The sequence below is a fragment of the Hydrogenophaga sp. Root209 genome (genome assembly GCF_001428625.1).
Lineage (GTDB): Bacteria > Pseudomonadota > Gammaproteobacteria > Burkholderiales > Burkholderiaceae_C > Hydrogenophaga.
On sequence record NZ_LMIE01000029.1, the window covers coordinates 670,842 to 693,498 of the forward strand.

Here is a 22,657-nt window from a genome sequence, read left to right on the forward strand (position 1 = left end):
AAACGACCAGACGGCCGGCTGATCTGTACCGGTTTCAACCCCAACCCTCAAAGGAATGTCATGGACACCAAGGACGTCATCAAAGCACTCAACTCCCTGATCGAAACTTCCAAAGATGGCGAGTATGGATTTCGGCTCTGCGCCGAGCACGCGCAGAGCCATCAAATCAAGCAGCTCTTTTTCACGCGGGCAGACAACTGCTCCCAGGCCGCGGCAGAGCTGCAGACGCTGGTGATCCAGTACGGCGGCAAGGCTGAGACGGAAGGCTCGACGGCCGGCTCGCTGCACCGCGGCTGGGTCGCGGTCAAAGGCACATTGGCGGGCTACTCCGATCTGAAAATGCTGGAGGAGGCAGAACGTGGCGAGGACTCCGCGCTGGAGAGCTACCGCGATGCCCTGCGCCATGACGATTTGCCGCCCGACGTTCGCGCCCTGGTGGAGCGCCAGTTCCAGGGCGTCAAGCAGAACCACGACCAGATGCGCAACCTGCGCGAGCGCGCGCGCGAGCAGCACCACTGACGAGCTCGCCGACCCCTCACCTCAACCCTGCGAAGACCCTTTGCGGGGTTGAGGTGGTGGATCTTGAGGTGGCAGGTCGGCAGCCAGGTCGGCATCACTGTGGCCATCGCCCACCGGATCGGCGGATTCATCTTCCACCGCGGGGCTGGCCGGGCCGCTGTGGCCAGCACCCGGATCGATCGAATGCTCCTCCGCGGGCACGGGCGCGTGCGGATCGAGCAGCACACAGGGCGCCGGCTCTGAACCTGGCGGGTCCTTTCGCGTGGAATGGACAGCCGCTTCTTCCACGCTGGCGCACTCCAGGGCGCTGAGTTTCTTTTCGGTCATTTCAACCCCTCCTGGACTCACATGGCGGGCCAGTCCCGCGGCAAAGCGGCGTCAACGTGTGACGCGCGCGACGAGCGCACCAACAGCAAAGGCCAGCATCACCGACGACAGCGGATGCCGTCGCACCGTCTCGCGCACGCTGTGCGTCCATTCATCTCCGCGTTCACGCAGGTGGTGTGCCTGCTCGTGCAAGGCATCGCTGGCCTGCGCCACGCCCGACTCCAGCTTCTGCACAGCAGGCGCAGCCTTGTCGGCAAGACGATCCACCGCGCTGTGTGCACTGTCGGTCACGCGGTTCAGGATGTCTTTGCCCTGGCTTTCCCCGGACGCTTGTCCTGAGGGCCTGGAAAAGTCCGATGAGCCCACGGGGGTGGGGCGAGTTGAGGTGTCAGCCATGGCGGTCTCCTAAAAAGACGTGAAGGAAAGAATCTCTCGAGGACCGCGCAACCAGCCCCCGGAGACGCCCATGTCACGGCAATCGGCATGCCGGGCCCACCGCGCAGCGACGGACAACTCAGCCGTCGCTGCCCTTGTCGGCCGTGTACTGCTTGAGACGGTTGTAAAGCGTCTTCAAGCTGATCCCCAGCGCGGCGGCCGTGCGCTCCTTCTGGTGCCGGTAGTGGCGAAGCGTGGCCAGGATGATGGTTTGTTCGGCCTCGGCGAGGGTGACGCCCATCGAGATGACGATCGAGTCGCCATCCGCGCGCGGCACGGCAGGTGCCACCTCGGCGCCGCGCGTCGTCGCGGGCTCGGGTGTCGGGAGATGGCTTGCTTCATCCACCTCCCGGGGCAACCACTGCGCGTCAATGTGCGAGTCCAGCGACATGACGTAAGCCCGGTACACCACGTTGCGCAGCTCCCTCACATTGCCGGGCCATGGGTAACGGGCGAGTTGCTCCAGGGCATCCGGGGTGAAGGTCTTGATCTTGCCCTCCTGGGTGCTGACCATGCGCAGAAAGTGCTCTGCCAGCAGGCCCACATCGGACAGACGATCACGCAGCGGCGGCAACTCGATGGGAAACACATTGAGTCGATACATCAGGTCTTCGCGCAAGCGCCCGCTGGCCACCGCCTGCATCGGAGAGCGGTTGGTGGCGGCCACGATGCGCACGTCGGTCTCCTGGCTCTGCGTGGCGCCCACCCGCATGAACCGTCCGGTCTCCAGCACCCGCAGGAGCTTCACCTGCAGGTCCAGAGGCATCTCGGTTATTTCATCGAGGAACAAGGTGCCGCCTGCGGCGCGTTCGAAGAAACCCTGGTGCTGGCGCTCGGCGCCGGTGAAGCTGCCCTTCTCGTGGCCGAAGATTTCGCTTTCGATGAGGTTGGGCGAAATCGCTCCGCAGTTGACCGCCAGAAAGGGCATCTTGCGGCGGCGACTGAGTTCGTGAATGGTCTGGGCGACCACTTCCTTGCCGGTCCCGCTCTCACCCGTGATGAACACGGTGACGCCGGTTCCGGCCACGCGGGAAATCTGCTCATAGACGCGTTTCATGCTGGGCGCTCGCCCCCAGAGCTGCCCAAAATGCCCGCTGCTGGCAAGTTTTTCCGTCAAATCTGCCACTTCGGCCTGCAGCACCGCCGGCTTCATCACACGCGAGAGCACCCCCTGCAGATGCTTGAGGTTGATGGGCTTGACGATGTAATCCACCGCCCCCAAGCGCAGCGCGAGAATGGATGTTTCCAGGCTTGCGTGGCCGGTGATGAGCACCACCTCGGAGTTGGACAGAAGCTCCGCGTCCTTGAACAGGTCCATGCCGCTGCCGTCGGGCAGTCGGAGGTCGAGCAGCACGATGTCGGGCGCTTGGAGTGCGAGCTGTTTGCGCGCATCCAGCAAGCTGCAGGCGGTGGCCACCGTGAGGCCTTCGCTGGCGATCAACGCCTTGAGCGACGTGGCCGAGTCCATATCGTCCTCGACGATCAGGGCATGAGTCATGCATTCACCAATCTGGAAATTGACAAGGCGGCCCGGCCCACAAGCCAGCAGCCCAGTGGACGGACGCGCCAGCCACAGTCGGCAGACAACCCCTGTGGCCCATACCCAACACCGCCCTTCAAGTGAAGCGACATCATGTCACTTTCCACACGTTTTCCAAACTCTCAGGGCGTTGCAGAGATCCGATTGATGATAGGGCCAGCCCGCACTGGGTGATGTGCGCTAGCGCACCAACCCAGACAGCTTGTCGGTGGAGCGGACGGCACATGTTGCCGCCCGTTTTTCAAGGCTCGGCGATGTCGGCCCCGTGGCGCGGGAGCACGGTCGCGCCGGCACTCAGGCGCGCGCAGCCATGATTTTTCCAGGCGTGCGAGGGGGCTCTTGAATGGGCACTTGTTCAGGTGGAACGGGCGGATCGTTCACCTCGGGGGGAGCCTCCGTGGGCCCCTCCGGCGGCACGTCGGGGAAGGGAGGCGTCGGGGACGGGGTGGGCGTCGGAACATCAGGCGCCGGTGGAGGCACTTCCGGTGAATGGTCCATCCGGGCGTGGAAGAACATGTCTTGCCGTCCAGTGGGCGAATCGGGCACGCGCTGGGCGTGCAGGAACCCGAAGTTCATTGCGTTCTCCTGTGGCCACGAATGGGCCCGTCCGGGGAGTGAGGGTGGGAAACGCTGCTGTTCGGGCAAGCAGCGTGCCCGCAGGCGATCCGCTGAAAGGTCGGTGTTCCTGGCATCTCGATTGCCGGAAGGCCAGACCCTGCGGAAAACGCCAAGCAAGGGTATCCCGCCACTCCAACAGGAAACCCACATGCCCACACCGTCCAGCCCCTTCGACAACCACCTGCTTGCGGCCCTCGGGAGGGTTGAATGGCAGCGAATGCAGCCCCACGTGGAGCGGGTCGACCTCGCGCGCAACCAGCCCATCTATGCGCCTGGCGAGACCATGTCGCACGCCTACTTCCCCACCACGGCCCTCGCTTCCATGATGAACGTGACGGAAACCGGGGCCTGCGCGGAATCAGCCATGGTGGGCAACGACGGCATGCTGGGGGTGTCTCTTTTCATGAGCGGCGGGCCCACCTGCGGCTGTGCCCTGGTGTTGGCCGCGGGCGAGGCCTGGCGCATCCCGGCCTGCATCCTCAGGCACGAGTTCAACCGCGCTGGCTCCACCATGCGAATCCTGCTGCGGTACACACAGGCCCTGCTCACACAGACGGCACAGCGCGCGATCTGCATGCGGCACCACCTGATCACGCAGCAGGTGGCGGTGTGCCTGCTTCAGCAGGCCGACCGCTCCAGCAGTGCCGAGGTGCTGATGACCCAGGAGCAGATTGCCGTGCGTCTGGGCGTGCGGCGCGAAGGCGTCACGGAGGGCGCGGGAACGCTGCAGAAACTCGGACTGATCCGCTATGCACGGGGTCACGTGGAGGTGCTCGACCGCGAAGGCCTGGAAGATCAAGCCTGTGAGTGCTACGCCGTGCTGCGCGATGAGTACCACCGCCTGCTGCCTGTCGCGGCTTGCCAGCAATGCCTGGAGGCCGTGGCCTGAGGGCTTTCTCCTGCGCGCTCAAGCGCGCCGCTTGGGGGGCGTTTTGGGCGCAGCGCGGCCTTTGGGCGCAGCGGCCGCGCCGGGTGGGTCCGGCTTCTCCTTGCGCTGCGCCAGACTTCTGGCCAACAGCTGGGTGAGGTCGACGACATTGGACGGCGCGTCGTTCCTGGGCGCGTCTTCCACGGGTGTGACGGATTGTGTGTCGCCGGCGGCCAACTTCTTGTCCACCAGCGCCTGCACAGCGCTGACGAACCGGTTTTCGTACTGTTCGGCGTTCCAGGGCGTGATCATGTCGCTGATCAACTGGGTTGCCAGCTTCAGTTCGGCCGCCTTCACCCCGGCGGCGGTTTTCCCCCCGGGGGGCAACTTCAGCTCATCCATCGGCCGGATTTCGCTGGCCCAGCGGATGGTGTTGAGCACCAGCGCAGACCCCATGGGGATCAACGCGGCCAGGTGCTCCTTGGTGTGCATGACCACGCGTGAGATGCCGATGACGCCGGCCTCGAACATGGCTTCACGCAACAGCGCGTAGACCTTCTCGCCTTTGCCGATCGGCTCCAGGTAATAGGGCTTCTCCAGCAGCAGGAAAGGGATCTCGGCCGCCGTGACAAAGGCCTCGATCTCGATGGTCTGGGTCGACGTCGGGAGAGCTGCCTTGATCTGATCGTCGCTGATGAGCACGTACTCTCCGTCATCCTGCTGGATGCCCTTGACGACATCGTCGCCCTTGATGGGCTTGCCGGTGCGCTTGTTGATGCGCTGGTAGCCCACCGGGTCCATCGAGCGCCGGTCCAGCCAGTCGAAGTCGATGCCGGCGTCTTGCGAAGCCGGGTACAGCGCCACCGGCACATGGACGAGTCCAAAGCTGACGGCGCCCTTCCAGATCACGCGTGGACTCATGGTGTGTATCCCAACAGCTTCATGGGCGATGTGAGCGAACGCGCCGAGCGGGCGTAGTCGCGCCATGGCGCATTGCCCGTGGGCAGGCGTTCCTGCAGGCTGCGGATGTTCCAGTGGTCCCCTGCGCGCAGCGTGGCCAGCTCGCTCCATGCCACCGGCACCGACACGCCCAGACCCGCTCGCGCGCGCGCCGACCACGCACTGACCGTGGTGGCGCCGCGGCCGTTGCGCAGGTAGTCGACAAAGATCCTGCCCATCCGGTTCTTCGGCCCGCTCTTGGCCACGAAGCGCTGCGGAATCACGTCGCTCATGTGCCGCACCACCGCCTGCGCGAAGCCCTTGGCATCGTCCCAGGCGTGTTGCTGGCGAATGGGCACGACCACATGAAGCCCCTTGCCGCCGCTGGTCTTGAGGAAACACACCAGGCCCAGTTGCTCGAGCAGCGATTGCGTGAGCAGCGCCGCCTCCTGCACCTGCTCCCAGGCAACCCCTTCCCCGGGGTCCAGATCGAACACCAGGCGATTGGGCTTCTCGAAGCTGCGGGCCACGGCGTTCTGGGTGTGGAACTCGACCACATTCCACTGCGCGGCCGACAGCAGCCCCTCGCGTTTTTCAATGGCGATCCAGGGTGCCTTGCCCGGCGAGGACGTGAGATCCAGTTGCGTGATGCCGGGCAGCGGGGAAGCGAGGTGCTTCTGGAAAAACATCGCGCCGTCGATGCCCTCGGGCGCCCGCAGCAGCGCGACCGGGCGCTGCCTGACGTGCTCGATCATCACGGCGGCCACCGCCTCGTAATGCTGGAACAGATCGAGCTTGGTGGCCCCGGTGGTGGCATCGACCACCCGTTCAGGGTGGCTGATGCGCACCGGGCGGGGCGAGGTGGGCGCTTTGGCAGGCACGGGCGGTGTGTTGGGTTGGGGGACGGGCGCGGGTGGGTCCGCAGGTTGGGGCAACTCGCGTTCCACGGTACGGGGAAGTTTGTCTTCACGCAAGCCGACAAACACACCATGGCGGATGAGCCCATCGCGTGTCCAGTCGGAAAAGCTGACCTCGGCCACCAACGTGGGCTCGACCCAGTGCGACCGCCCGGGCACCGCCGGGCGCGTGGTGAAGGGACTGGAGGGCCGGATCAGCGACGCCATCCGCCGCCGCAGGCTGGTCAGGGTCCCGGTGTTGAAACCGGTGCCCACGTTGCCCACATGGCGCAAGCCCCCATGCTCGTCGAACACGCCGAGCATCAAGGCGCCCAAGCCTGTTCGAGAACCTTTGCCCTCGGTGAACCCCCCGATCACGAACTCCTGGCGCTGACCGCACTTGAGCTTGAGCCAGTCGGTGCTGCGCGTGGATCGGTACCTCGAGCTTTTGCGCTTGGCGATCACGCCTTCGAGTCCGAGTTGGCATGCCGACACGAGCACCGAGGCCGCCGAGCCGTCGAACGCCGCGCTGAACCGCACCGCCCGCGCCGGTGAGCGCGCCAGCAAGCGCTCCAGGATTGCCCGACGCTCGACCAAGAAGACATCCCTGAGGTCGTGGCCATCCACATAGGGCAGATCGAACACATAAAACACCACCTCGGACGTGCGTCGGCTGTCGAACGAGCGTTGCAGGGCGCCGAAATCGGGCAGACCGTCAGCGCCGGGAACCACGATTTCGCCGTCGTACCACCCACTGGGCAAAGCCATGCCCAGCAGGGCGTCGTGCAAGGGTTTCAGGCGCGAGGTCCAGTCGTGACCATTTCGAGTGAACAAGCCCACTCTGTCGCCGTCGATGCGGGCCAGCATGCGGTAGCCGTCGAACTTGATCTCGTACATCCAGTCCGCTTCGTCGGTCGGCGGCAGCTCGACCCGGGTGGCCAAAGGCGGCGACAACTGCCGTGGCAACTCGCTGGCCTTGGCCTGCGCCGGCCAGTCCCGGTGGACCCGGGCCGTTCGGGAGCGAACGTCTTCCGACGGCGCGGTAGGGTTCGCAGGCGCGGTCGATGCGGTGGATGCGACGCTGTCCGGCTCGGCGTCGACCACGCTGTAGTCCTGCTCGTCTCTGGCGAACGCATCGCGCTCCTTCACCAGGAGCCACGCGGGCTTGTCCTGATCGCCGTGCTTCATCCGCACCATCGCCCAGCGCCCGCGCAGCTTGTGGCCCACCAGATCGAACTTCAGACTGCCCTTGCGCAACCCCTCCTGGGGATCGCCGAGCGGTTGCCAGCGTCCCTTGTCCCACACGATCACGCGGCCTGCGCCGTATTGCCCGGGGGGAATGGTCCCCTCGAAGGAGGCATAGGCCACCGGGTGGTCCTCCACTTCCACGGCCATGCGTTTGACCGACGGATCCAGGCTGGGGCCTTTGGGCACGGCCCAGCTCTTCATCACGCCTTCAAGCTCCAGGCGAAAGTCGTAATGCAGCCGACTGGCCCAGTGCTTCTGCACCACAAAGCCCAACGCAGCGGACTTCGCAACCGCACTGCCCGGGGGCTCGGGCGTGACGGCAAAGTTGCGCTTGGAGGTGTACGGCTGCAGCAGGTCCCGCGAGTGCAGCGGCCTGGAGGACTCGGTGTGTGCTTGGCGAGGCTTGCTGACCATGGCTTGCAAGGGGCAAGCGGCGAGCCCGCCCCCTGGCGGACTTGCGATCCCCGGCCAGGGCCAGCAGCAACGGGAGACCGGCAAATGTGACCGCACCGCATTGCCGACATTCTTGCCTGCGGCCGCGTCGGCCGGGATTTACCCAGGCTCCACGACGACGCTGGCGGGCACGCTGTTCGCTCCTCTGGAGCCGGATGCGCCCACGGTGGACGCATCCCTGGTGGTCGGGCGGGCAATTCGAGTGCCCACGAGACGGCACAAAGCCTTGCCTCCTGGTGGTTCGTTGGGTAGCGAACAGACCTGCTTGATGGGCCTCTGTAGCTTCACCCCACGGTTCGTACAACTCCAGGAGAGCGCGGTGAACTTCGGCAACACCTTCCACAAGCACCGGCCATTGCCCCTGGTCGCCATGACGGGTCTGCTGCTCATCGCCTGCGGCAACTCCGCCTTGTTGAAGGTGGACACCGGGTACGGCCCGGACCCGCAACTGCCCGAACCGGTGAGGACGATGATTCCCACCGTCAAGGTCGCGCCAGCCCAGCCCTGGGAGGAAGGTCAGGCGCCCACCGCCGCCAGCGGCACCACGGTGCGCAAGTTCGCCGGCGAGCTGGATCACCCGCGCTGGATCCACGTGCTGCCCAATGGCGACGTGCTGGTGGCCGAGACGAACGCGCCCGAACGACCCTTGCGTGGTGAACTCCTCGGCATCAAGGGCAAGGTGATGGGCTTCTTGATGAAGCGCGCCGGCGCCGCCACCCCCAGCGCCAACCGGCTCACGCTGCTGCGCGATGCGGACGGTGATGGCACCGCCGAGGTGAAGACGGTGTTCCTCGACAAGCTCAACTCGCCCTTCGGCATGGCGCTGGTGGGTGGCGAACTCTTCATTGCCAACACCGACGCACTGGTGAAAGTGCCCTACCAGGCCGGCGACACACGGGCCAGCGGCCCGGTGACCAAGGTGGCCGACCTGCCCGGCGGACCGCTGAACCACCACTGGACCAAGGGCCTGGTGGCCAGCGCCGACGGCAGCCGGCTGTATGTGTCCGTGGGATCGAACAGCAACGTGGCGGAACACGGCATGGAGCACGAAAAAGGACGGGCGGCCATCTGGGAATTCGATCGCGTCACCGGCATCGGCCGCATCTTTGCCAGCGGGCTGCGCAACCCGGTGGGCATGGCCTGGCAGGGCGACACGCTGTGGACCTCGGTCAACGAACGCGATGAACTCGGCTCCGATCTGGTGCCCGACTACATGACCTCGGTGCGCGATGGCGCCTTCTACGGCTGGCCGTACAGCTACTACGGACAGCGCGTGGACACGCGACCCAAGCCGCCCCGCCCTGACCTCGTGGCGACCGCCGACAAACCCGACTACGCGCTCGGCAACCACACTGCCTCGCTGGGGCTGAGCTCGGCGCAAGGCAACACGCTGGGTGGCGTCTTCGCTGAGAGCGGCATGTTCGTCGGCCAGCACGGCTCCTGGAACCGCAACCCGCCCAGTGGCTACAAGGTGATCTACGTACCCTTCGCCGGTGCCCGGCCCAGCGGTCCGCCGGTGGACGTGTTGACCGGCTTTCTCAGTGCCGACGGCCAGGCCCGGGGACGGCCGGTGGCCGTGGCCATCGACCGTCAGGGCGCGCTGCTGGTGGCCGACGACGTGGGCAATGCGATCTGGCGCGTGGAAGGCCCGGGCACGCTGGCCTCGGCACCGCGCTGAGGCACTTCGCCGCGCGTCGCCAGTACCGTGCTACGGCCTGGAAATGCCCACCAGGGCCTTGGCAGAGACATCGAGGTCATTGACTTCAACGGCAAAGTCGCCGAGGGACACGATGCCCACCAGGCGCTTGTCGGCGTTGACCACCGGCAATCGCCTGATCTGGCACATGCTCATCTTCTTGGCGCCTTCGTCCACGGATTCGTCCTCGTAGGCCCAGACCACGTCTTTGGACATGACATCACGAACCAGGGTGTCGCAGCCCAGACCTGAGGCCACGGCACGCACGGCAATGTCGCGATCCGTCACAGTGCCGACCATCCGGTCGTTCTCCCCCACGGGAAGCATCCCGAATTCTTCGTCGCGCATCATCGCGGCGGCATCCCGCAGCGTCGCGTCCGGGCTGATCACCTGAACGTCGCGGCTCATCACGTCTTTCAATAGTTGCATGGTTGTCTCCTTGGACTTACACGGCGGGTGGGTCGGTTTCCCGTTCGGGGTGACGGTGTCGGGCCATGGCCTGGATGAAGCCATCCACGTCGGTCTCCGTCACGATGCCCGGATCGGGGTCCCCCGATGGCAACACGAGCGCCACACCCGCCGCATCGAGCAAGGTCTGCGACGCAGGCATGACCAGGATGGCCTTGCCGTGCCGGTGCTGATCACGAATGAATTCCATCGTGTGCCCGTCGCGCGCCAAAGCCGCGACACCCGCCTCTCCATCCGGCAGCACCAGCGAGTCGAACAGAAAACCCGGCTCGTTCTCAAGCGACGCGTCCGCGTCGATGGCCACACCGTCGCTGGTGGTCACGGGTCCGATGCGCGGTGCCACGAAGCGCGGCACGGCGCCTTGTGCGAAGAGCGCCGCGTGCACGTTGATGGCGCTTTGGCCGTCGATACCGTCGGCCACCAGAATCGCCACCTTCCTGGCCTTGATCGAACCATCACCAGGTCGGGCCAGCAGCGACAGCGCGGGCGACTTGGTCACTTCAGGCTTGGCCGGCTTGTCCAGCGCCCGAGGCATGGGCGGTGGCATCTGTGCCATGCCCAGGCCCTCGGCGACTTGCGCTGCCAGTGCCTCGGACGCATTGCGCAGTGAAGACACCATGCGCTCCCGAATGGCCGGCACCGTCACCTTGGACAGTTCGAAGCGGAAGGCGGCCGCGATGTGCGCCTGCTCCACCGCGCTCTGGCTCTCGAAGAAGAGCGTGGCCTGGGTGTAGTGGTCGGCAAACTTCTCGGGCTTGGCGCGCACCTTGCCCTGCTCTTCCTTGGCTTGAATGCGCGCGGGAACCGACACAAACCCCTGCTGGGCGCCGGCCTGGAACGGGCAACCGCCTCCCAGCGAATTGGGTTCGTAGTTGGCGCGGCCACGGTGAATGGCTTGCCGATGCATGCCGTCGCGCTGGTTGTTGTGCACCGGCGCCAGGGGTGAGTTGATCGGAATTTCGTGGAAGTTGGGGCCACCCAGTCGGGTGATCTGGGTGTCGACATAGGAATGGATGCGCCCTGCCAACAAGGGATCGTTGGAAAAGTCCAGCCCGGGCACGATGTGTGCCGTGCAGAACGCCACCTGTTCGGTCTCGGCAAAGAAGTTGTCGGGGTTGCGGTTGAGCACCATGCGCCCCACCGGGCGCACCGGCACCAGCTCTTCGGGAACGATCTTGGTCGCATCCAGGATGTCGAAGCTGAACTGGTCGGCCTGTTCTTCGGTGAACACCTGAAGGCCCAGTTCCCACTCGGGAAACACGCCTGACTCAATGCGCTCCCAGAGGTCGCGCCGGTGGTAGTCCGGATCGGCGCCCGAGATCTTCACCGCCTCATCCCACACCAGCGAGTGCGTGCCGTAGACCGGGTTCCAGTGGAACTTCACGAAGACGGATTCACCGGCCTCGTTGACCATGCGGAAGGTGTGCACGCCAAACCCCTGCATGGTGGCGTAGCTGCGCGGAATCCCTCGATCGGACATCGCCCACATCAGCATGTGCGTCGACTCGGGCATGAGCGAGACAAAGTCCCAGAAGGTGTCGTGAGCGCTGGCGGCCTGCGGCATCTGGTGGTGCGGCTCGGGCTTCACGGCGTGCACGAGGTCCGGGAACTTCATGGCGTCCTGGATGAAGAACACCGGCATGTTGTTGCCCACCAGATCCCAGTTGCCTTCGTCGGTGTAGAACTTCACCGCGAAGCCCCGCACATCGCGCGCCGTGTCCTTCGAGCCCCGCTCGCCCTGCACGGTGGAAAACCGCACGAACACCGGCGTGATCTTGCCCGCCTCCTTGAACGGCGCGGCCTTGGTGATGTCGGTCAGCGGCTCGTAACACTCGAAAAAGCCGTGCGCACCCGAGCCCCGTGCATGCACGATGCGTTCCGGAATGCGCTCGTGATCGAAATGCGTGAGCTTCTCGCGCAGGATGAAGTCCTCCAGCAGCACCGGTCCCCGCACGCCGTACTTCAGCGAGTTCTGGTTGTCCGCGATGGGCACACCCTGGTTGGTCGTGAGCATCTGCCCGGAGGAGTCGACCCGCACGCGGTCGAGCGACTCGATGGTCCAGTTCACCCCTTCGGTCGCCACACCGCCGGTTTTCTCGGAGTGGTTCTCTTCAGAAAGCGTGCTGCCCGATGGCAGCCGCGATTGCGGCTCGACGGTCGCGCCTGGCTCGGGCGACAAGCCATTCTGGAAGCCATGCTCCCCTGCCTTGGTCGGGTTGAAGGGCATGGATTCGGCAAGGTGCCCGGTCTGCACGGCTTTGGCAGCACTGTTGGCCCCCTTCGCGTTGCCACGGGTATCGGTGTTCTTGGATCTGGACACGGTGAGGCTCCTGAATGTGGTGATGCGACAGGCCCTCAGGCCACTTCCACGCCCATGAGCGCTTCCTTGCGTGCCATCAGTTCTTCGCGCATGGCCACCAGGTCGAGCCCACGTGCAGCCCTCGCCTTGGGAAACATCTCGTTGCGCTCTTCCTTGACGTGGTGGTCGATGTACTCACCGAGCACCTTGACCTTGGCGTCAAACATCTCGTCGGCCTGTTCCATGCCCTCGATCTGCGCGATGAGGTCTTTGGCGCTGGCGTGTTCCACCTCCGCCTCGGCCAGCAGGTCGGTGTCCCTGAGCGCCGCGCGCAAGGCGGGATAGAAGATTTCTTCCTCGATGGTCGCGTGCACGGTCAGTTCATGGCAGATCTGGTGCGCCAGATCCAGCTTCTTCTGTTCCACGCCGCGGGCCTTGGAACCTGCCAGCTCCTCATAGGCCTTGAACATCTTCTTGACCGCCTTGTGGTCGGAGTCGAGCAAGGTGCATGCGTCTGCTTCTTGGCGAGTGGTTGCCATGGGAATCTCCTGAATCGGTGTGTGGGGGTGGGGGACGTGTGATTGCGGCGATCACGAATGGACCGACCGCATGTCTCAATGGCAAGGCGTGTGCCTGACTGCCCGCCCAGTGGATTCAGAGCTCAAAGGCGCGCTCTGCCGGTCGGGCGTCCCCTTTGCAGCAAATTTTTCCCGTCGAGCCGGCGCGCGGCGGCTTTTTACAATCGCTGGCCCTCGGGTGGCGCAGAGTCGTCATGCCAGAATCACCAGCCACACCGATGTACCCCCATGAAACTGCCCCACAAGCTCACCAGCATCGCGTTCGCCGCCTACATGGCCGGGATCATTGCCTTTGTGATGAGTGCGGTGCTGACGGCCATCAACACGGGCGTGGCCGCGGGATTCCTCTCACGAGTGCTGCATGCCTACGCGGTGGCATTCCCGGTCGCCTTCACCTGCGTGGTGATCTTCAGACCCCTCGTCGTCTTTCTGGTGAAGAAGACGGTGCAGGCGCCACCCGTGAGATGAACGATGCACTGCATGCCCGCCAGCAGTACCTCCCGACAGGAATCAACGTAAGCCATTGATGAACAAGGAAACATCCGTGCACCCGCACGACGCGGGAGATCTGTCCGGGCACACGCCCATGATGCAGCAGTACTTCGGCCTCAAGGCCGCTCACCCGAACACGCTGCTGTTCTACCGCATGGGTGATTTCTACGAGCTGTTCTTTGCCGACGCCGAGAAGGCCGCCCGCCTGCTCGACATCACCCTCACCCAGCGCGGCCAGTCCGCTGGCCAGCCGGTGGTGATGGCCGGGGTGCCTTTCCACTCGGTCGACACGTATCTGGCGCGCTTGATCAAGCTGGGTGAGTCGGTGGCCATCTGCGAGCAGGTGGGCGACGTGGCCTCCGCCAAGGGGCCGGTGGAGCGCAAGGTGGTGCGCGTGGTCACGCCCGGCACCTTGACCGACAGCGAGCTGCTGTCCGACAAGTCCGAGGCCCTGCTGATGGCCGTGCACCCCGGTGCGCGCACCGGCTGTGGCCTGGCCTGGATGTCCGTCACGCAGGGCATCGTGTTCCTGGCCCAATGCGACAGCGACGAACTCGCCGACTGGGTGGCGCGCGTCAACCCCGGTGAACTGCTCTACAGCGCCGACACGTCCACCGCATTCGAGAAGACTGTGCAGGCCCTGGCCAGCCAGACCAACGGGCAGCGCCTGGTGGCGGTGCTGCGCCCGGCCTGGGCGTTTGACGCCGGTCTGGGCCAGCGCAAGCTGCTGGAGCAGTTGCAGGCCGCCAGCCTCGCCGCCTGGGACGCCCAAGACCTGATTGATGCCCACGCGGCCGCCTCGGCGCTGCTCAACTACGCCGAGCACACGCAGGGCCGCGCGCTCAGCCACGTGAAAAGCCTTCAGGTGGCGCGCAGCGATGAACTGATCGCCCTGCCGCTGAACACCCGCCGCAACCTCGAACTCACCCAGACCCTGCGCGGCGAGACCAGCCCCACGCTGTTCTCGCTGCTCGATGTGTGCCGCACCGGCATGGGCAGCCGCGCGCTGCGCAGCTGGCTGCTGGAGCCCCGGCGCGACCGCGCGCAGGCCCGCGCGCGCCTGGTCGCCATCGGCACCTTGCGCGGGGGCCTGTGGCAGGGCCTGCGCCAGTCGCTCAAAGGCGCCAGCGACGTGGAGCGCATCACCGCTCGCACGGCCCTGCGTCAGGTGAAGCCGCGCGAGCTGGTAGGCCTGGGCCAGACGCTGGAGCGCGCGCAGCAGTTGGCCCTTCAGCTCGGGCCTCAAGAGGCCGGCGGCCTGCTGCACGGCATCGGTCAGCACCTCACGCCTCCCGAGGGCTGCGCCGATTTGCTGCGCGCCGCCCTCCTCGCAGAGCCCGCCGCCTTGATTCGCGACGGTGGCGTGATCGCCGACGGCTTCGATGCCGACCTCGACGAGCTGCGCGCCATCCAGAACAACTGCGACGGTTTCCTGATCGAGCTGGAGCAGCGCGAGCGCGCGCGCACCGGCATTGCCAACCTGCGCGTGCAGTTCAACAAGGTGCACGGCTTCTACATCGAGGTCACGCAGGGCCAGGCGGCCAAGGTGCCCGACGACTACCGCCGCCGCCAGACGCTGAAGAACGCCGAGCGTTTCATCACGCCCGAGCTCAAGGCGTTTGAAGACAAGGCGCTCTCCGCGCAAGACCGGGCGCTGGCCCGCGAGAAATGGCTGTACGAGCACCTGCTCGACGAGCTGCAGGCCTGGATCGCCCCGCTCACGCAGCTGGCGCGCGCCATGGCCGCGCTGGACGCGCTGTGCGCCCTGGCCGAACGATCGCTCACGCTGAACTGGTGCGCGCCGCAGTTCGTGCCCGAGCCTTGCATCGACATCCGCGGCGGGCGCCACCCGGTCGTGGAGGCGCGGCTCAACGAAACCAGTGGCGGCAGCTTCATCGCCAACGACACGGTGCTCGGACCCAAACAGCGCATGCAAGTGATCACCGGCCCCAACATGGGTGGCAAGAGCACCTACATGCGCCAGGTGGCCGTGATCGTGCTGCTGGCCAGCATGGGCAGCTTTGTGCCCGCGGTCTCCTGCCGGCTCGGCCCGATCGACGCCATCCACACCCGCATCGGCGCGGCCGACGACCTGGCCAACGCGCAATCCACCTTCATGGTGGAGATGACCGAGGCCGCGCAGATCCTGCACGCCGCCACGCCCGAGAGCCTGGTGCTGATGGACGAGATCGGCCGTGGCACCTCCACCTTCGACGGTCTGGCGCTGGCCGGTGGCATCGCCACCCACCTGCACGACAAGTCGCGCGCCTTCACGCTGTTCGCCACCCACTATTTCGAGCTCACCGAGTTCCCGGCCAGCCACCATGCGGCGGTGAACGTGCATGTGAGCGCGGTGGAGGCCGGCGGCAAGGCTGGCGGCATCGTGTTCCTGCACCAGATCGAACCGGGCCCGGCCAGCCGCAGCTACGGCATCCAGGTGGCACGGCTGGCCGGCGTGCCCGCCGGCGTGGTGCAGCACGCGCGCCACGCGCTGGCCGCGCTGGAGGCCCAGAGCGAGGAAAGCCGCAGCCAGGTCGACCTGTTCGCACCGCCACCTGCGACACTGGAGGCCGAGAGCCACCCGCTGCAGACCGCGCTGGAGAAAATCGACCCCGACACCCTGAGCCCGCGCGAAGCGCTGGAACACCTCTACACCCTCAAGAAACTCATCGCTTCATCATGACTTACTGCGTCGCCGTCAAGCTCAACGCCGGCATGGTCTTCCTGTCCGACTCGCGCACCAACGCGGGCCTGGACCAGATCAGCACCTTCCGGAAAATGATCGTCTACGAAAAGCCGGGCGACCGCTTCATGTGCCTGCTCTCGGCCGGCAACCTGAGCGTCTCGCAATCGGTGCGCGAGATCCTGCAGGTCGAACAACTGCAAGACGTGGACGGCGGCGAGCCGATCACCATCTGGAACGCCAGGAGCATGTTTGACGCCGCGCGCGTGCTGGGCGCTGCCGTGCGCCACGTGTACGAGCGCGACGGCGAGTCGCTGCAGCGCGCGGGCGTGGAGTTCAACGTGTCCATGATCTTCGGCGGCCAGATCCAGGGCGAGGGCATGCGCCTGTTCCAGATCTATTCGGCCGGCAACTTCATCGAAGCCACGTCCGAGACACCGTTCTTCCAGGTCGGTGAATCCAAGTACGGCAAGCCCGTGCTCGACCGCGTGATCGCCCCCGAAACGCCGCTGGACGAAGCCGCAAAGTGCGTGCTGGTGTCGATGGATTCGACGCTCAAGTCCAACCTGTCGGTGGGCCTGCCGCTGGACCTGGTGGTGTACGAGGCCAACCAGTTGCAGTCCGACAAGATCACCTGCATCGACAACGACAACCCCTACTTCCGCATGCTGCACAACACCTGGGGCCAGAAGCTGCGCGAGGTGTTTGACAGCATCGAAGACCCGACCTGGGACGACGCCCACACCGATGTGCCGCTGCTGACCAAGGGCGCGCGCAACCAGCCGCTGAAGAAGATCTCGAACGCCAGAGAGAAGCTGATTTAAGGCATGTCGCTGATCATCTTCTCCCACGCGAACAGTTTCCCCGCCAGCACCTACCGCGTCCTCTTCAAGTCCCTGCGCGCCCGCGGCCATGCGGTGCGGGCGGTTGACAAGTTCGGACACGATCCGAACTACCCCGTCACCAGCAACTGGCCGCACCTGGTGCAGCAGCTCGCCGACTTTGCAGCCCCCGAGATCGAGGCACATGGCAGCGGCGCCTGGCTGGTGGGACATTCGCTGGGTGGTTTCCTCAGCCTGATGTGCGCCGCGCGCCACCCCCAGCTGGGCGGCCATGCGGTGCGCGGCGTGCTGCTGATCGACTCGCCCTTGCTCGGAGGCTGGCGCGCCCGCACGCTGGAGCTGGTCAAGCGCACCCAGCTGGTGGGATCGGTGTCGCCCGGCAAGGTCAGCCGCCGCCGCCGCCACACCTGGCCTGACGCCGAGTCGGCACTAGCGCATTTCGCCAGCAAGAAGGCCTTTGCTGCCTGGGAGCCGCAGGTGCTGCAGGACTACATCGCGCACGGCACACACGACGAGACCGACGCGAACGGCAAGGCGCACCGCACGCTGGACTTCACCCGCGAAGTGGAAACCGCGATCTACAACACCCTGCCCCACAACCTGGACCGGCTGCTGCGCCGCCACCCGCTGACATGCCCGGTGGGCTTCATCGGCGGGACGCGCTCGCTCGAGATGAAGCAGGTCGGCATGGCCATGACCCTCCGGCTGGTGGGCCGCGACCACCCCGAGCGCATGGCCATGATCGAAGGCAGCCACCTGTTCCCGATGGAGCGGCCGCTGGACACCGCCGCCGCCATCGACCAGGTGCTGGCCGCGCTGTCGGCTCCCACACGCCGCTGACGCCTCCAGAGGGCAGAACCCAAGCATCCTGGGCAACGACTCCGGTATAACGGCAATGCGCACAACACTCCAACAAAACAACGTTGCAACCGTGCCCCTGACACCCCAATCACCTGTGAACTCGCTGCTGCGGCGGATCTGGTGGCGGTACGTCAACTGGCGACCCGAACAACACAGCATGGCCACACGCCTGGTGGTGGCCTTTCTGATCACCGCTTTTGCGGCCTGGATCCGCGTGGCTCTGGCCCCTGCCGAATCGGGCGGGCGTTTCATCACCCTGTCCCTGGCCGCGGCGTTGTCCGCCTTGTACGGCGGCTTTCGGGTCGGCATGTTCAGCACTGTCGTGGGCATGCTGTTCGTCAACTACCTGCTGGTCAAACCCTATTTCAGTCTGGCGTTCGACGACCCGGTGGAAGCCTTCTGGCTCAACCTGTGGCACCTGATCACACAGCTGGTCGTGGTGGGTGCCATTGCCTTCATGCAGCAGCAAAACCAGCGCCTGCGGCAGGCCACCACCGAGATCCAGCGCGGGGCCAAACAGCTGGAAGACACGTTTGAGCACAGCTCCACCGGCATGGCGCACAGCCACATCGACGGGCGCTGGATCCGCATCAACCAGACCTATTGCGACCTCATTGGCTACACCAAGGCGGAACTCCAGTCGCTGAGCTACCGGGACTTCACCCACCCCGACGACCTGCAGCTCGACCAGGACCAGTTGGCGCGCACGCTCGAAGGCGAGCTCGGCAGCTACCGCATCGAGAAGCGCTACATCCACAAGCTGGGCCACCCGGTCTGGGTGCACCTCACGCTGTCGCTGGTGCGCAAGCCCGATGGGCAGCCCGATTACCTGATTGCCGTGGTGCAGGACATCACGGCATCCAAGGCCACCGAACTGGCCTTGCGCACCAGCGAACAGCTGCTGCGCCAGGCCAACCAGATCGCGGGTGTGGCCAGTTGGCATGCCGACGTGGCGACCCGCCGCTTCGTCACGCTCTCGGGATCGCACGAGGTGCTCGACCTGCCGGCTGCCGAGTTCACCGACGACGAACTGCTGGCCCTCACGCACCCCGACGACCGAGCCATGGTCTTGAAGCAATGGGCACTGGCGGTCAAAGGCCTGGCGGACTACGACATCGAGTACCGCCTGATCATCCGCGGACAACACCGGTGGTTCTCGGTGCGGGCCGAGTTCGATCGCGATGCCCAGGGCCGCGCGGTGCGCGCCCTGGGGGTCACCCAGGACATCACCGAGCGCAAACACCGCGACATGCAGATCCAGCAGTTCAACGCCTCGCTGGAGCAACGCATCGAAGAGCGCACCCGCGCGCTGAAGGCGGCCTACGACGAACTGGAGAGCTACTCCTACGCGGTGGCGCACGACTTGCGGTCCCCGCTGCGCATCATCAACGGCTTCGCACAGGCGCTGCGCGAAGACAACCCGGAGTGGGCCGGCGAGAGCCTGTCCCACCTGGAGCGCATCATGGGCGCGAGCAAGAAGATGGGCGAACTCATCGACGGTCTTCTCACGCTCTCGCAGTTCTCGCGCGGCGACCTGCAGCGCAAGCCGGTCAACCTGAGCACCATCGCCACCCGCTTGCTGGAGGAGTTTTCGAGCACCGATCCGCAGCGCCAGGTGCGCTGGGAGGTGGCGCCCGGGCTCAACGCCATGGCCGATCCACCCCTGGTGGAGGCGCTCATGCAGAACCTGCTGCACAACGCCTGGAAGTACACCGCGCAGACGCCCCAGGCCGTGATCCGGGTGTACGCGCAGATGGAAAAGGGTCAGACGCGGTTTTGCGTGAGCGACAACGGCGCGGGTTTCGACATGGCCCGGGCCAGCAAGCTGTTCCAGCCGTTCCAGCGCCTGCACATGCCACACGAATTCTCGGGCCTGGGCATCGGACTGGCCACGTCGCTGCGCATCGTGCAGCGCCACGGCGGAAGCATGGCCGCCACCGGGGAGCCGGGCAAGGGCGCCACCTTCTGTTTCAGTCTTTACGCGCCGTTGGCCGTGTAGTCAGACAGCTCGCGCCTCAGGCCACCCAGTCGACCCAGCCCATGGCCGCGGTCAGCAAGATGAGCGCACCAAAGGCAATGCGGTACCAGGCGAAGGGCGCGAAGGTGTGGCTGGCCACGAAGCGCAGCAACCAGCGCACGCAGATCCAGGCCGACAACCACGAGAAGAACAGACCGACCGCGAACAGCGGGATGTCGGCGGTGCTCAGCAGGTCCCGGCTCTTGTAGAGGTCGTAGGCGGCGGCGCCGAAGAGCACGGGAATGGCCAGGAAGAAGCTGAACTCGGTGGCGGCCTTGCGGCTGAAGCCCAGCAGCATGGCGCCGATGATGGTGGCGCCCGAGCGGCTCACGCCGGGCACCAGTGCCGCGCACTGCACCAGGCCGACCTTGAGCGCGTCGGTCCAGCGCACGTCGTCCACCGACTCGATGCGCGGTGCCACCCCCCGCTCCTGGCGCCGCTCGGCCCACAGGATCACCACCCCGCCCACGATGAAGCCCAGGGCCACCACCAGCGGATTGAACAGCACGCTCTTGATGACACCGATGAACAGGAAACCGAGCAAGGCGGCGGGGAAGAAGCCCACCAGCACGTTGAGTGTGAAACGCTGGGCCTGCTGCTCGCGGGGCAGGTGCACCAGCGTCTCCCACAGCTTGCCGGCGTAGAGCGAGACGATGGCCATCATCGCGCCGGTCTGGATCACCACTTCAAAGAGCTTGATCTTCTCGCCCGGCATGTTCAGCAGCGAGGCGGCCAGGATGAGGTGGCCGGTGGAGGACACCGGGATGAACTCGGTGAGGCCTTCCACCACGCCCATGATGGCGGCCTTGATCAACAACACAAAATCCATGGGAAAGGGTTCTCAGGTGGTGCGTGGGCCCACCGAGGGCCCAACGAGCAGGCCGGTATCGTACCTGCTGGCCGGGCATGCGCCGGGCGCGCTCACTCGTGGCGCAGGGCCTGGATCGGCAGCAGTTCCGAGGCGCGCTTGGCCGGGTAAAAACCAAAGAACACGCCCACCAGTGCCGAAAAGCCCGCTGCCAGCACGATCGAGTTGAGCGTCATGCTCACCTGCCAGCCCGCGAACTGACCCACCGCCCAGGTGGCGATGGCCCCCAGCAGCACGCCGATGGCACCACCAATCAGGCTCAGCGTGACGGCCTCGATCAGGAACTGCGTGAGGATGTCGCGCCCGCGTGCGCCCACCGCCATGCGCAGGCCGATCTCGCGGGTGCGCTCGGTCACGCTCACCAGCATGATGTTCATGATGCCGATGCCGCCCACGATCAAACTCACACCGGCCACGGCCGACAGCAGCAGCGTCATGACCTGGCTCGACGCTTCCTGCGCCTGCAGAATCTCGGTGAGGTTGCGCACGGTGAACGGGTCGTCGGCCCCTGGCTGAACGCGCTTGCGCTGGCGCAGCAGCTCCTTGATGCTGTCTTCGGCCACCTTCATGCTCTGGCCCTCGATCACCTTCACGTTGATCGAGCCCACGCGCTTGAGGCGGCCACCACCACCGCCCTGGATGCGGTTGCGGTAGGTGGAAATGGGCACGATCACGGTGTCGTCCTGGTCCTGACCCATCGAGTTCTGTCCCTTGCGCGCGAGCAGGCCCACCACCGTCACCGGCACGTTCTTGATGCGCATGGTCTGGTCCACCGGATCGAGGTCGCCGAAGAGTTCGCGCGCCACGGTCTGCCCGATGATGGCCACCTTGGCCGAACCCTGGATTTCAGACGCCTCGAACAGGCGCCCGCTGGCCAGCGGCCAGTCGCGCGCCTCCAGGTAGTCGTTGGTGGTGCCGTACACCGAACTGGCCCAGTTGGTGTTGCCCGCCACCAGCTGCGCGCTGGTGCGCGACGTGGGTGCGGCCACCTGCACCTCGGGCACTTCCAGCGCAATGGCCTGTGCATCTTCTTCGGTCAGGCCCTGACTGGCCTGCGCACCCAGGCGCACACCGCCAGAGGTCACGCTGCCGGGAATCACCAGCATGATGTTGGAGCCCAGGCCCTTCATCTGCTCCTGCACGCGCTCGGTGGCGCCGGCGCCCACGGCGATCATGGTGATCACCGCGGCCACGCCGATGATGATGCCCAGCATGGTGAGCATGGAGCGCAGGGCATTCGATGCCAGGGCGCGCCAGGCGCTGCGCAGCGCAGCCATGAAATTCATGGCGCGGCCTCCGGGACCAGAGGGCGCACCGGCGTCTGCCGCACGTCTTCAATGATCAGGCCGTCGCGAAACACCAGCCGGCGCTTGGCCCAGGCCGCGATGTCGGCTTCGTGCGTGACCAGCACCACCGTGATGCCCTGCTCGTTGAGCTCGGTGAGCAGCCGCATGATGTCTTCGCTGGTGTGGGTGTCCAGCGCGCCGGTGGGCTCGTCGGCCAGGATCAGCTGCGGCTGGTTGACCAGCGCGCGCGCAATCGCCACGCGCTGCTGTTGCCCGCCCGAGAGCTCGGCCGGCGTGTGGCCGCTGCGCTCACCCAGGCCCACGCGCTGCAGCGCGGCCAGCGCGCGCTTCTGGCGCTCGGCCGAGGGCACGCCGGCGTACACCATGGGCAGTTCCACGTTTTCGCGGGCGCTGGTGCGCGGCAGCAGGTTGAACTGCTGGAACACGAAGCCGATGCGCCGGTTGCGCACACTGGCGAGATCGTCGGGAGCCAGAGATTCGACCGGCTCACCCGCCAGGCTGTAGTGACCGCTGGTGGGGCGGTCCAGGCAGCCCAGGATGTTCATCAAGGTCGACTTGCCCGAGCCCGAGGCGCCCATGATGGCCACGAACTCGCCCACCTCGATGGTGAGCGTCACACCATCCAGCGCGTGCACCGTCTGGTCGCCCATGGCGTAGGTCTTGACCAGCTCGCGCGTCTGGACGAGGGGTTGAGTCGTCATGG

General features: G+C 65.9%; 19 protein-coding genes. 8 read left to right on the forward strand and 11 right to left on the reverse strand.

Translation table 11 applies throughout. The features are described 5' to 3' along the window. Nucleotides 1–60: 60 nt before the first annotated feature. Nucleotides 61–519 carry a PA2169 family four-helix-bundle protein gene (locus ASE11_RS16675; RefSeq protein ID WP_056274011.1) on the forward strand — a complete coding sequence of 153 codons (459 nt, stop codon included), beginning with the start codon at nucleotides 61–63 and terminating at the stop codon, nucleotides 517–519. A gap of 21 nt (nucleotides 520–540) precedes the next feature. On the opposite strand, the gene ASE11_RS16680 is transcribed toward ASE11_RS16675, so the two are convergent. From ASE11_RS16680 to ASE11_RS16690, 3 genes are all read right to left on the reverse strand, one after another. Next, the gene (locus ASE11_RS16680; RefSeq protein ID WP_056274014.1) at nucleotides 541–846 is read right to left on the reverse strand and encodes a hypothetical protein; all 306 of its coding nucleotides are present in this window, start codon (nucleotides 844–846) and stop codon (nucleotides 541–543) included. A 51-nt stretch (nucleotides 847–897) separates the two neighbouring features. After that, entirely contained in the window at nucleotides 898–1,242 is a 345-nt protein-coding gene (locus ASE11_RS16685; protein ID WP_056274018.1) for a DUF883 family protein, read from the reverse strand. A gap of 118 nt (nucleotides 1,243–1,360) precedes the next feature. Beyond that, nucleotides 1,361–2,779, reverse strand: coding sequence for a sigma-54-dependent transcriptional regulator (locus ASE11_RS16690; RefSeq protein WP_056274022.1), 1,419 nt, complete (start codon nucleotides 2,777–2,779; stop codon nucleotides 1,361–1,363). Nucleotides 2,780–3,587: 808 nt separating this feature from the next. Between ASE11_RS16690 and ASE11_RS16695 the strand changes: the two genes are divergently transcribed. Further along, nucleotides 3,588–4,328: a Crp/Fnr family transcriptional regulator gene (locus ASE11_RS16695; protein ID WP_056274023.1), complete on the forward strand. Its 741-nt coding sequence runs from the start codon at nucleotides 3,588–3,590 to the stop codon at nucleotides 4,326–4,328. Between the two features lie 18 nt (nucleotides 4,329–4,346). Here the strand turns inward: ASE11_RS16695 and ASE11_RS16700 are convergent, their stop codons facing one another. Both ASE11_RS16700 and ligD read right to left on the reverse strand, forming a co-directional pair. Next, complete coding sequence (locus ASE11_RS16700) at nucleotides 4,347–5,228, reverse strand: Ku protein (protein ID WP_056274027.1); 882 nt, start codon at nucleotides 5,226–5,228, stop codon at nucleotides 4,347–4,349. Further along, nucleotides 5,225–7,804, reverse strand: a complete 2,580-nt coding sequence (gene ligD, locus ASE11_RS16705) for a DNA ligase D (RefSeq protein WP_056274030.1) — start codon at nucleotides 7,802–7,804, stop codon at nucleotides 5,225–5,227. Before ligD ends, ASE11_RS16700 begins: the two co-directional genes overlap by 4 nt. A gap of 409 nt (nucleotides 7,805–8,213) precedes the next feature. Between ligD and ASE11_RS16710 the strand changes: the two genes are divergently transcribed. Continuing rightward, on the forward strand, nucleotides 8,214–9,521 hold the full coding sequence (locus ASE11_RS16710; protein ID WP_056274346.1) for a PQQ-dependent sugar dehydrogenase: 1,308 nt from the start codon (nucleotides 8,214–8,216) through the stop codon (nucleotides 9,519–9,521). Between the two features lie 30 nt (nucleotides 9,522–9,551). Here the strand turns inward: ASE11_RS16710 and ASE11_RS16715 are convergent, their stop codons facing one another. The 3 genes from ASE11_RS16715 to ASE11_RS16725 are packed head-to-tail and all read right to left on the reverse strand — an operon-like array spanning nucleotide 9,552 to nucleotide 12,845. After that, a complete protein-coding gene (locus tag ASE11_RS16715; RefSeq protein WP_056274035.1) occupies nucleotides 9,552–9,968 on the reverse strand; it encodes a CBS domain-containing protein in 417 nt (138 codons plus the stop codon). Nucleotides 9,969–9,984: 16 nt separating this feature from the next. Then, nucleotides 9,985–12,327, reverse strand: a complete 2,343-nt coding sequence (locus tag ASE11_RS16720; protein WP_082585783.1) for a catalase — start codon at nucleotides 12,325–12,327, stop codon at nucleotides 9,985–9,987. A gap of 35 nt (nucleotides 12,328–12,362) precedes the next feature. After that, nucleotides 12,363–12,845, reverse strand: a complete 483-nt coding sequence (locus tag ASE11_RS16725) for a hemerythrin domain-containing protein (protein ID WP_156406382.1) — start codon at nucleotides 12,843–12,845, stop codon at nucleotides 12,363–12,365. A gap of 267 nt (nucleotides 12,846–13,112) precedes the next feature. Between ASE11_RS16725 and ASE11_RS16730 the strand changes: the two genes are divergently transcribed. The 5 genes from ASE11_RS16730 (at nucleotide 13,113) to ASE11_RS16750 (ending at nucleotide 19,761) form a co-directional block, all read left to right on the forward strand. Beyond that, nucleotides 13,113–13,352, forward strand: a complete 240-nt coding sequence (locus ASE11_RS16730) for a DUF2798 domain-containing protein (protein WP_056274048.1) — start codon at nucleotides 13,113–13,115, stop codon at nucleotides 13,350–13,352. Between the two features lie 58 nt (nucleotides 13,353–13,410). Then, entirely contained in the window at nucleotides 13,411–16,059 is a 2,649-nt protein-coding gene (gene mutS, locus ASE11_RS16735; RefSeq protein ID WP_056274052.1) for a DNA mismatch repair protein MutS, read from the forward strand. After that, nucleotides 16,056–16,883 carry a proteasome-type protease gene (locus ASE11_RS16740; RefSeq protein WP_056274056.1) on the forward strand — a complete coding sequence of 276 codons (828 nt, stop codon included), beginning with the start codon at nucleotides 16,056–16,058 and terminating at the stop codon, nucleotides 16,881–16,883. Before mutS ends, ASE11_RS16740 begins: the two co-directional genes overlap by 4 nt. Nucleotides 16,884–16,886: 3 nt before the next feature. Beyond that, nucleotides 16,887–17,741, forward strand: coding sequence for an alpha/beta fold hydrolase (locus ASE11_RS16745; RefSeq protein ID WP_056274059.1), 855 nt, complete (start codon nucleotides 16,887–16,889; stop codon nucleotides 17,739–17,741). Between the two features lie 178 nt (nucleotides 17,742–17,919). Continuing rightward, nucleotides 17,920–19,761 (forward strand): PAS domain S-box protein, encoded by a 1,842-nt coding sequence (locus tag ASE11_RS16750; protein ID WP_162258058.1) that lies wholly within the window; start codon nucleotides 17,920–17,922, stop codon nucleotides 19,759–19,761. A gap of 16 nt (nucleotides 19,762–19,777) precedes the next feature. On the opposite strand, the gene ASE11_RS16755 is transcribed toward ASE11_RS16750, so the two are convergent. From ASE11_RS16755 to ASE11_RS16765, 3 genes are all read right to left on the reverse strand, one after another. After that, nucleotides 19,778–20,608, reverse strand: coding sequence for an undecaprenyl-diphosphate phosphatase (locus ASE11_RS16755; RefSeq protein ID WP_056274067.1), 831 nt, complete (start codon nucleotides 20,606–20,608; stop codon nucleotides 19,778–19,780). Between the two features lie 92 nt (nucleotides 20,609–20,700). Next, a complete protein-coding gene (locus ASE11_RS16760) occupies nucleotides 20,701–21,933 on the reverse strand; it encodes an ABC transporter permease (RefSeq protein ID WP_056274071.1) in 1,233 nt (410 codons plus the stop codon). Beyond that, nucleotides 21,930–22,655 (reverse strand): ABC transporter ATP-binding protein, encoded by a 726-nt coding sequence (locus ASE11_RS16765; protein ID WP_056274074.1) that lies wholly within the window; start codon nucleotides 22,653–22,655, stop codon nucleotides 21,930–21,932. Before ASE11_RS16765 ends, ASE11_RS16760 begins: the two co-directional genes overlap by 4 nt. Nucleotides 22,656–22,657 lie beyond the last annotated feature (2 nt).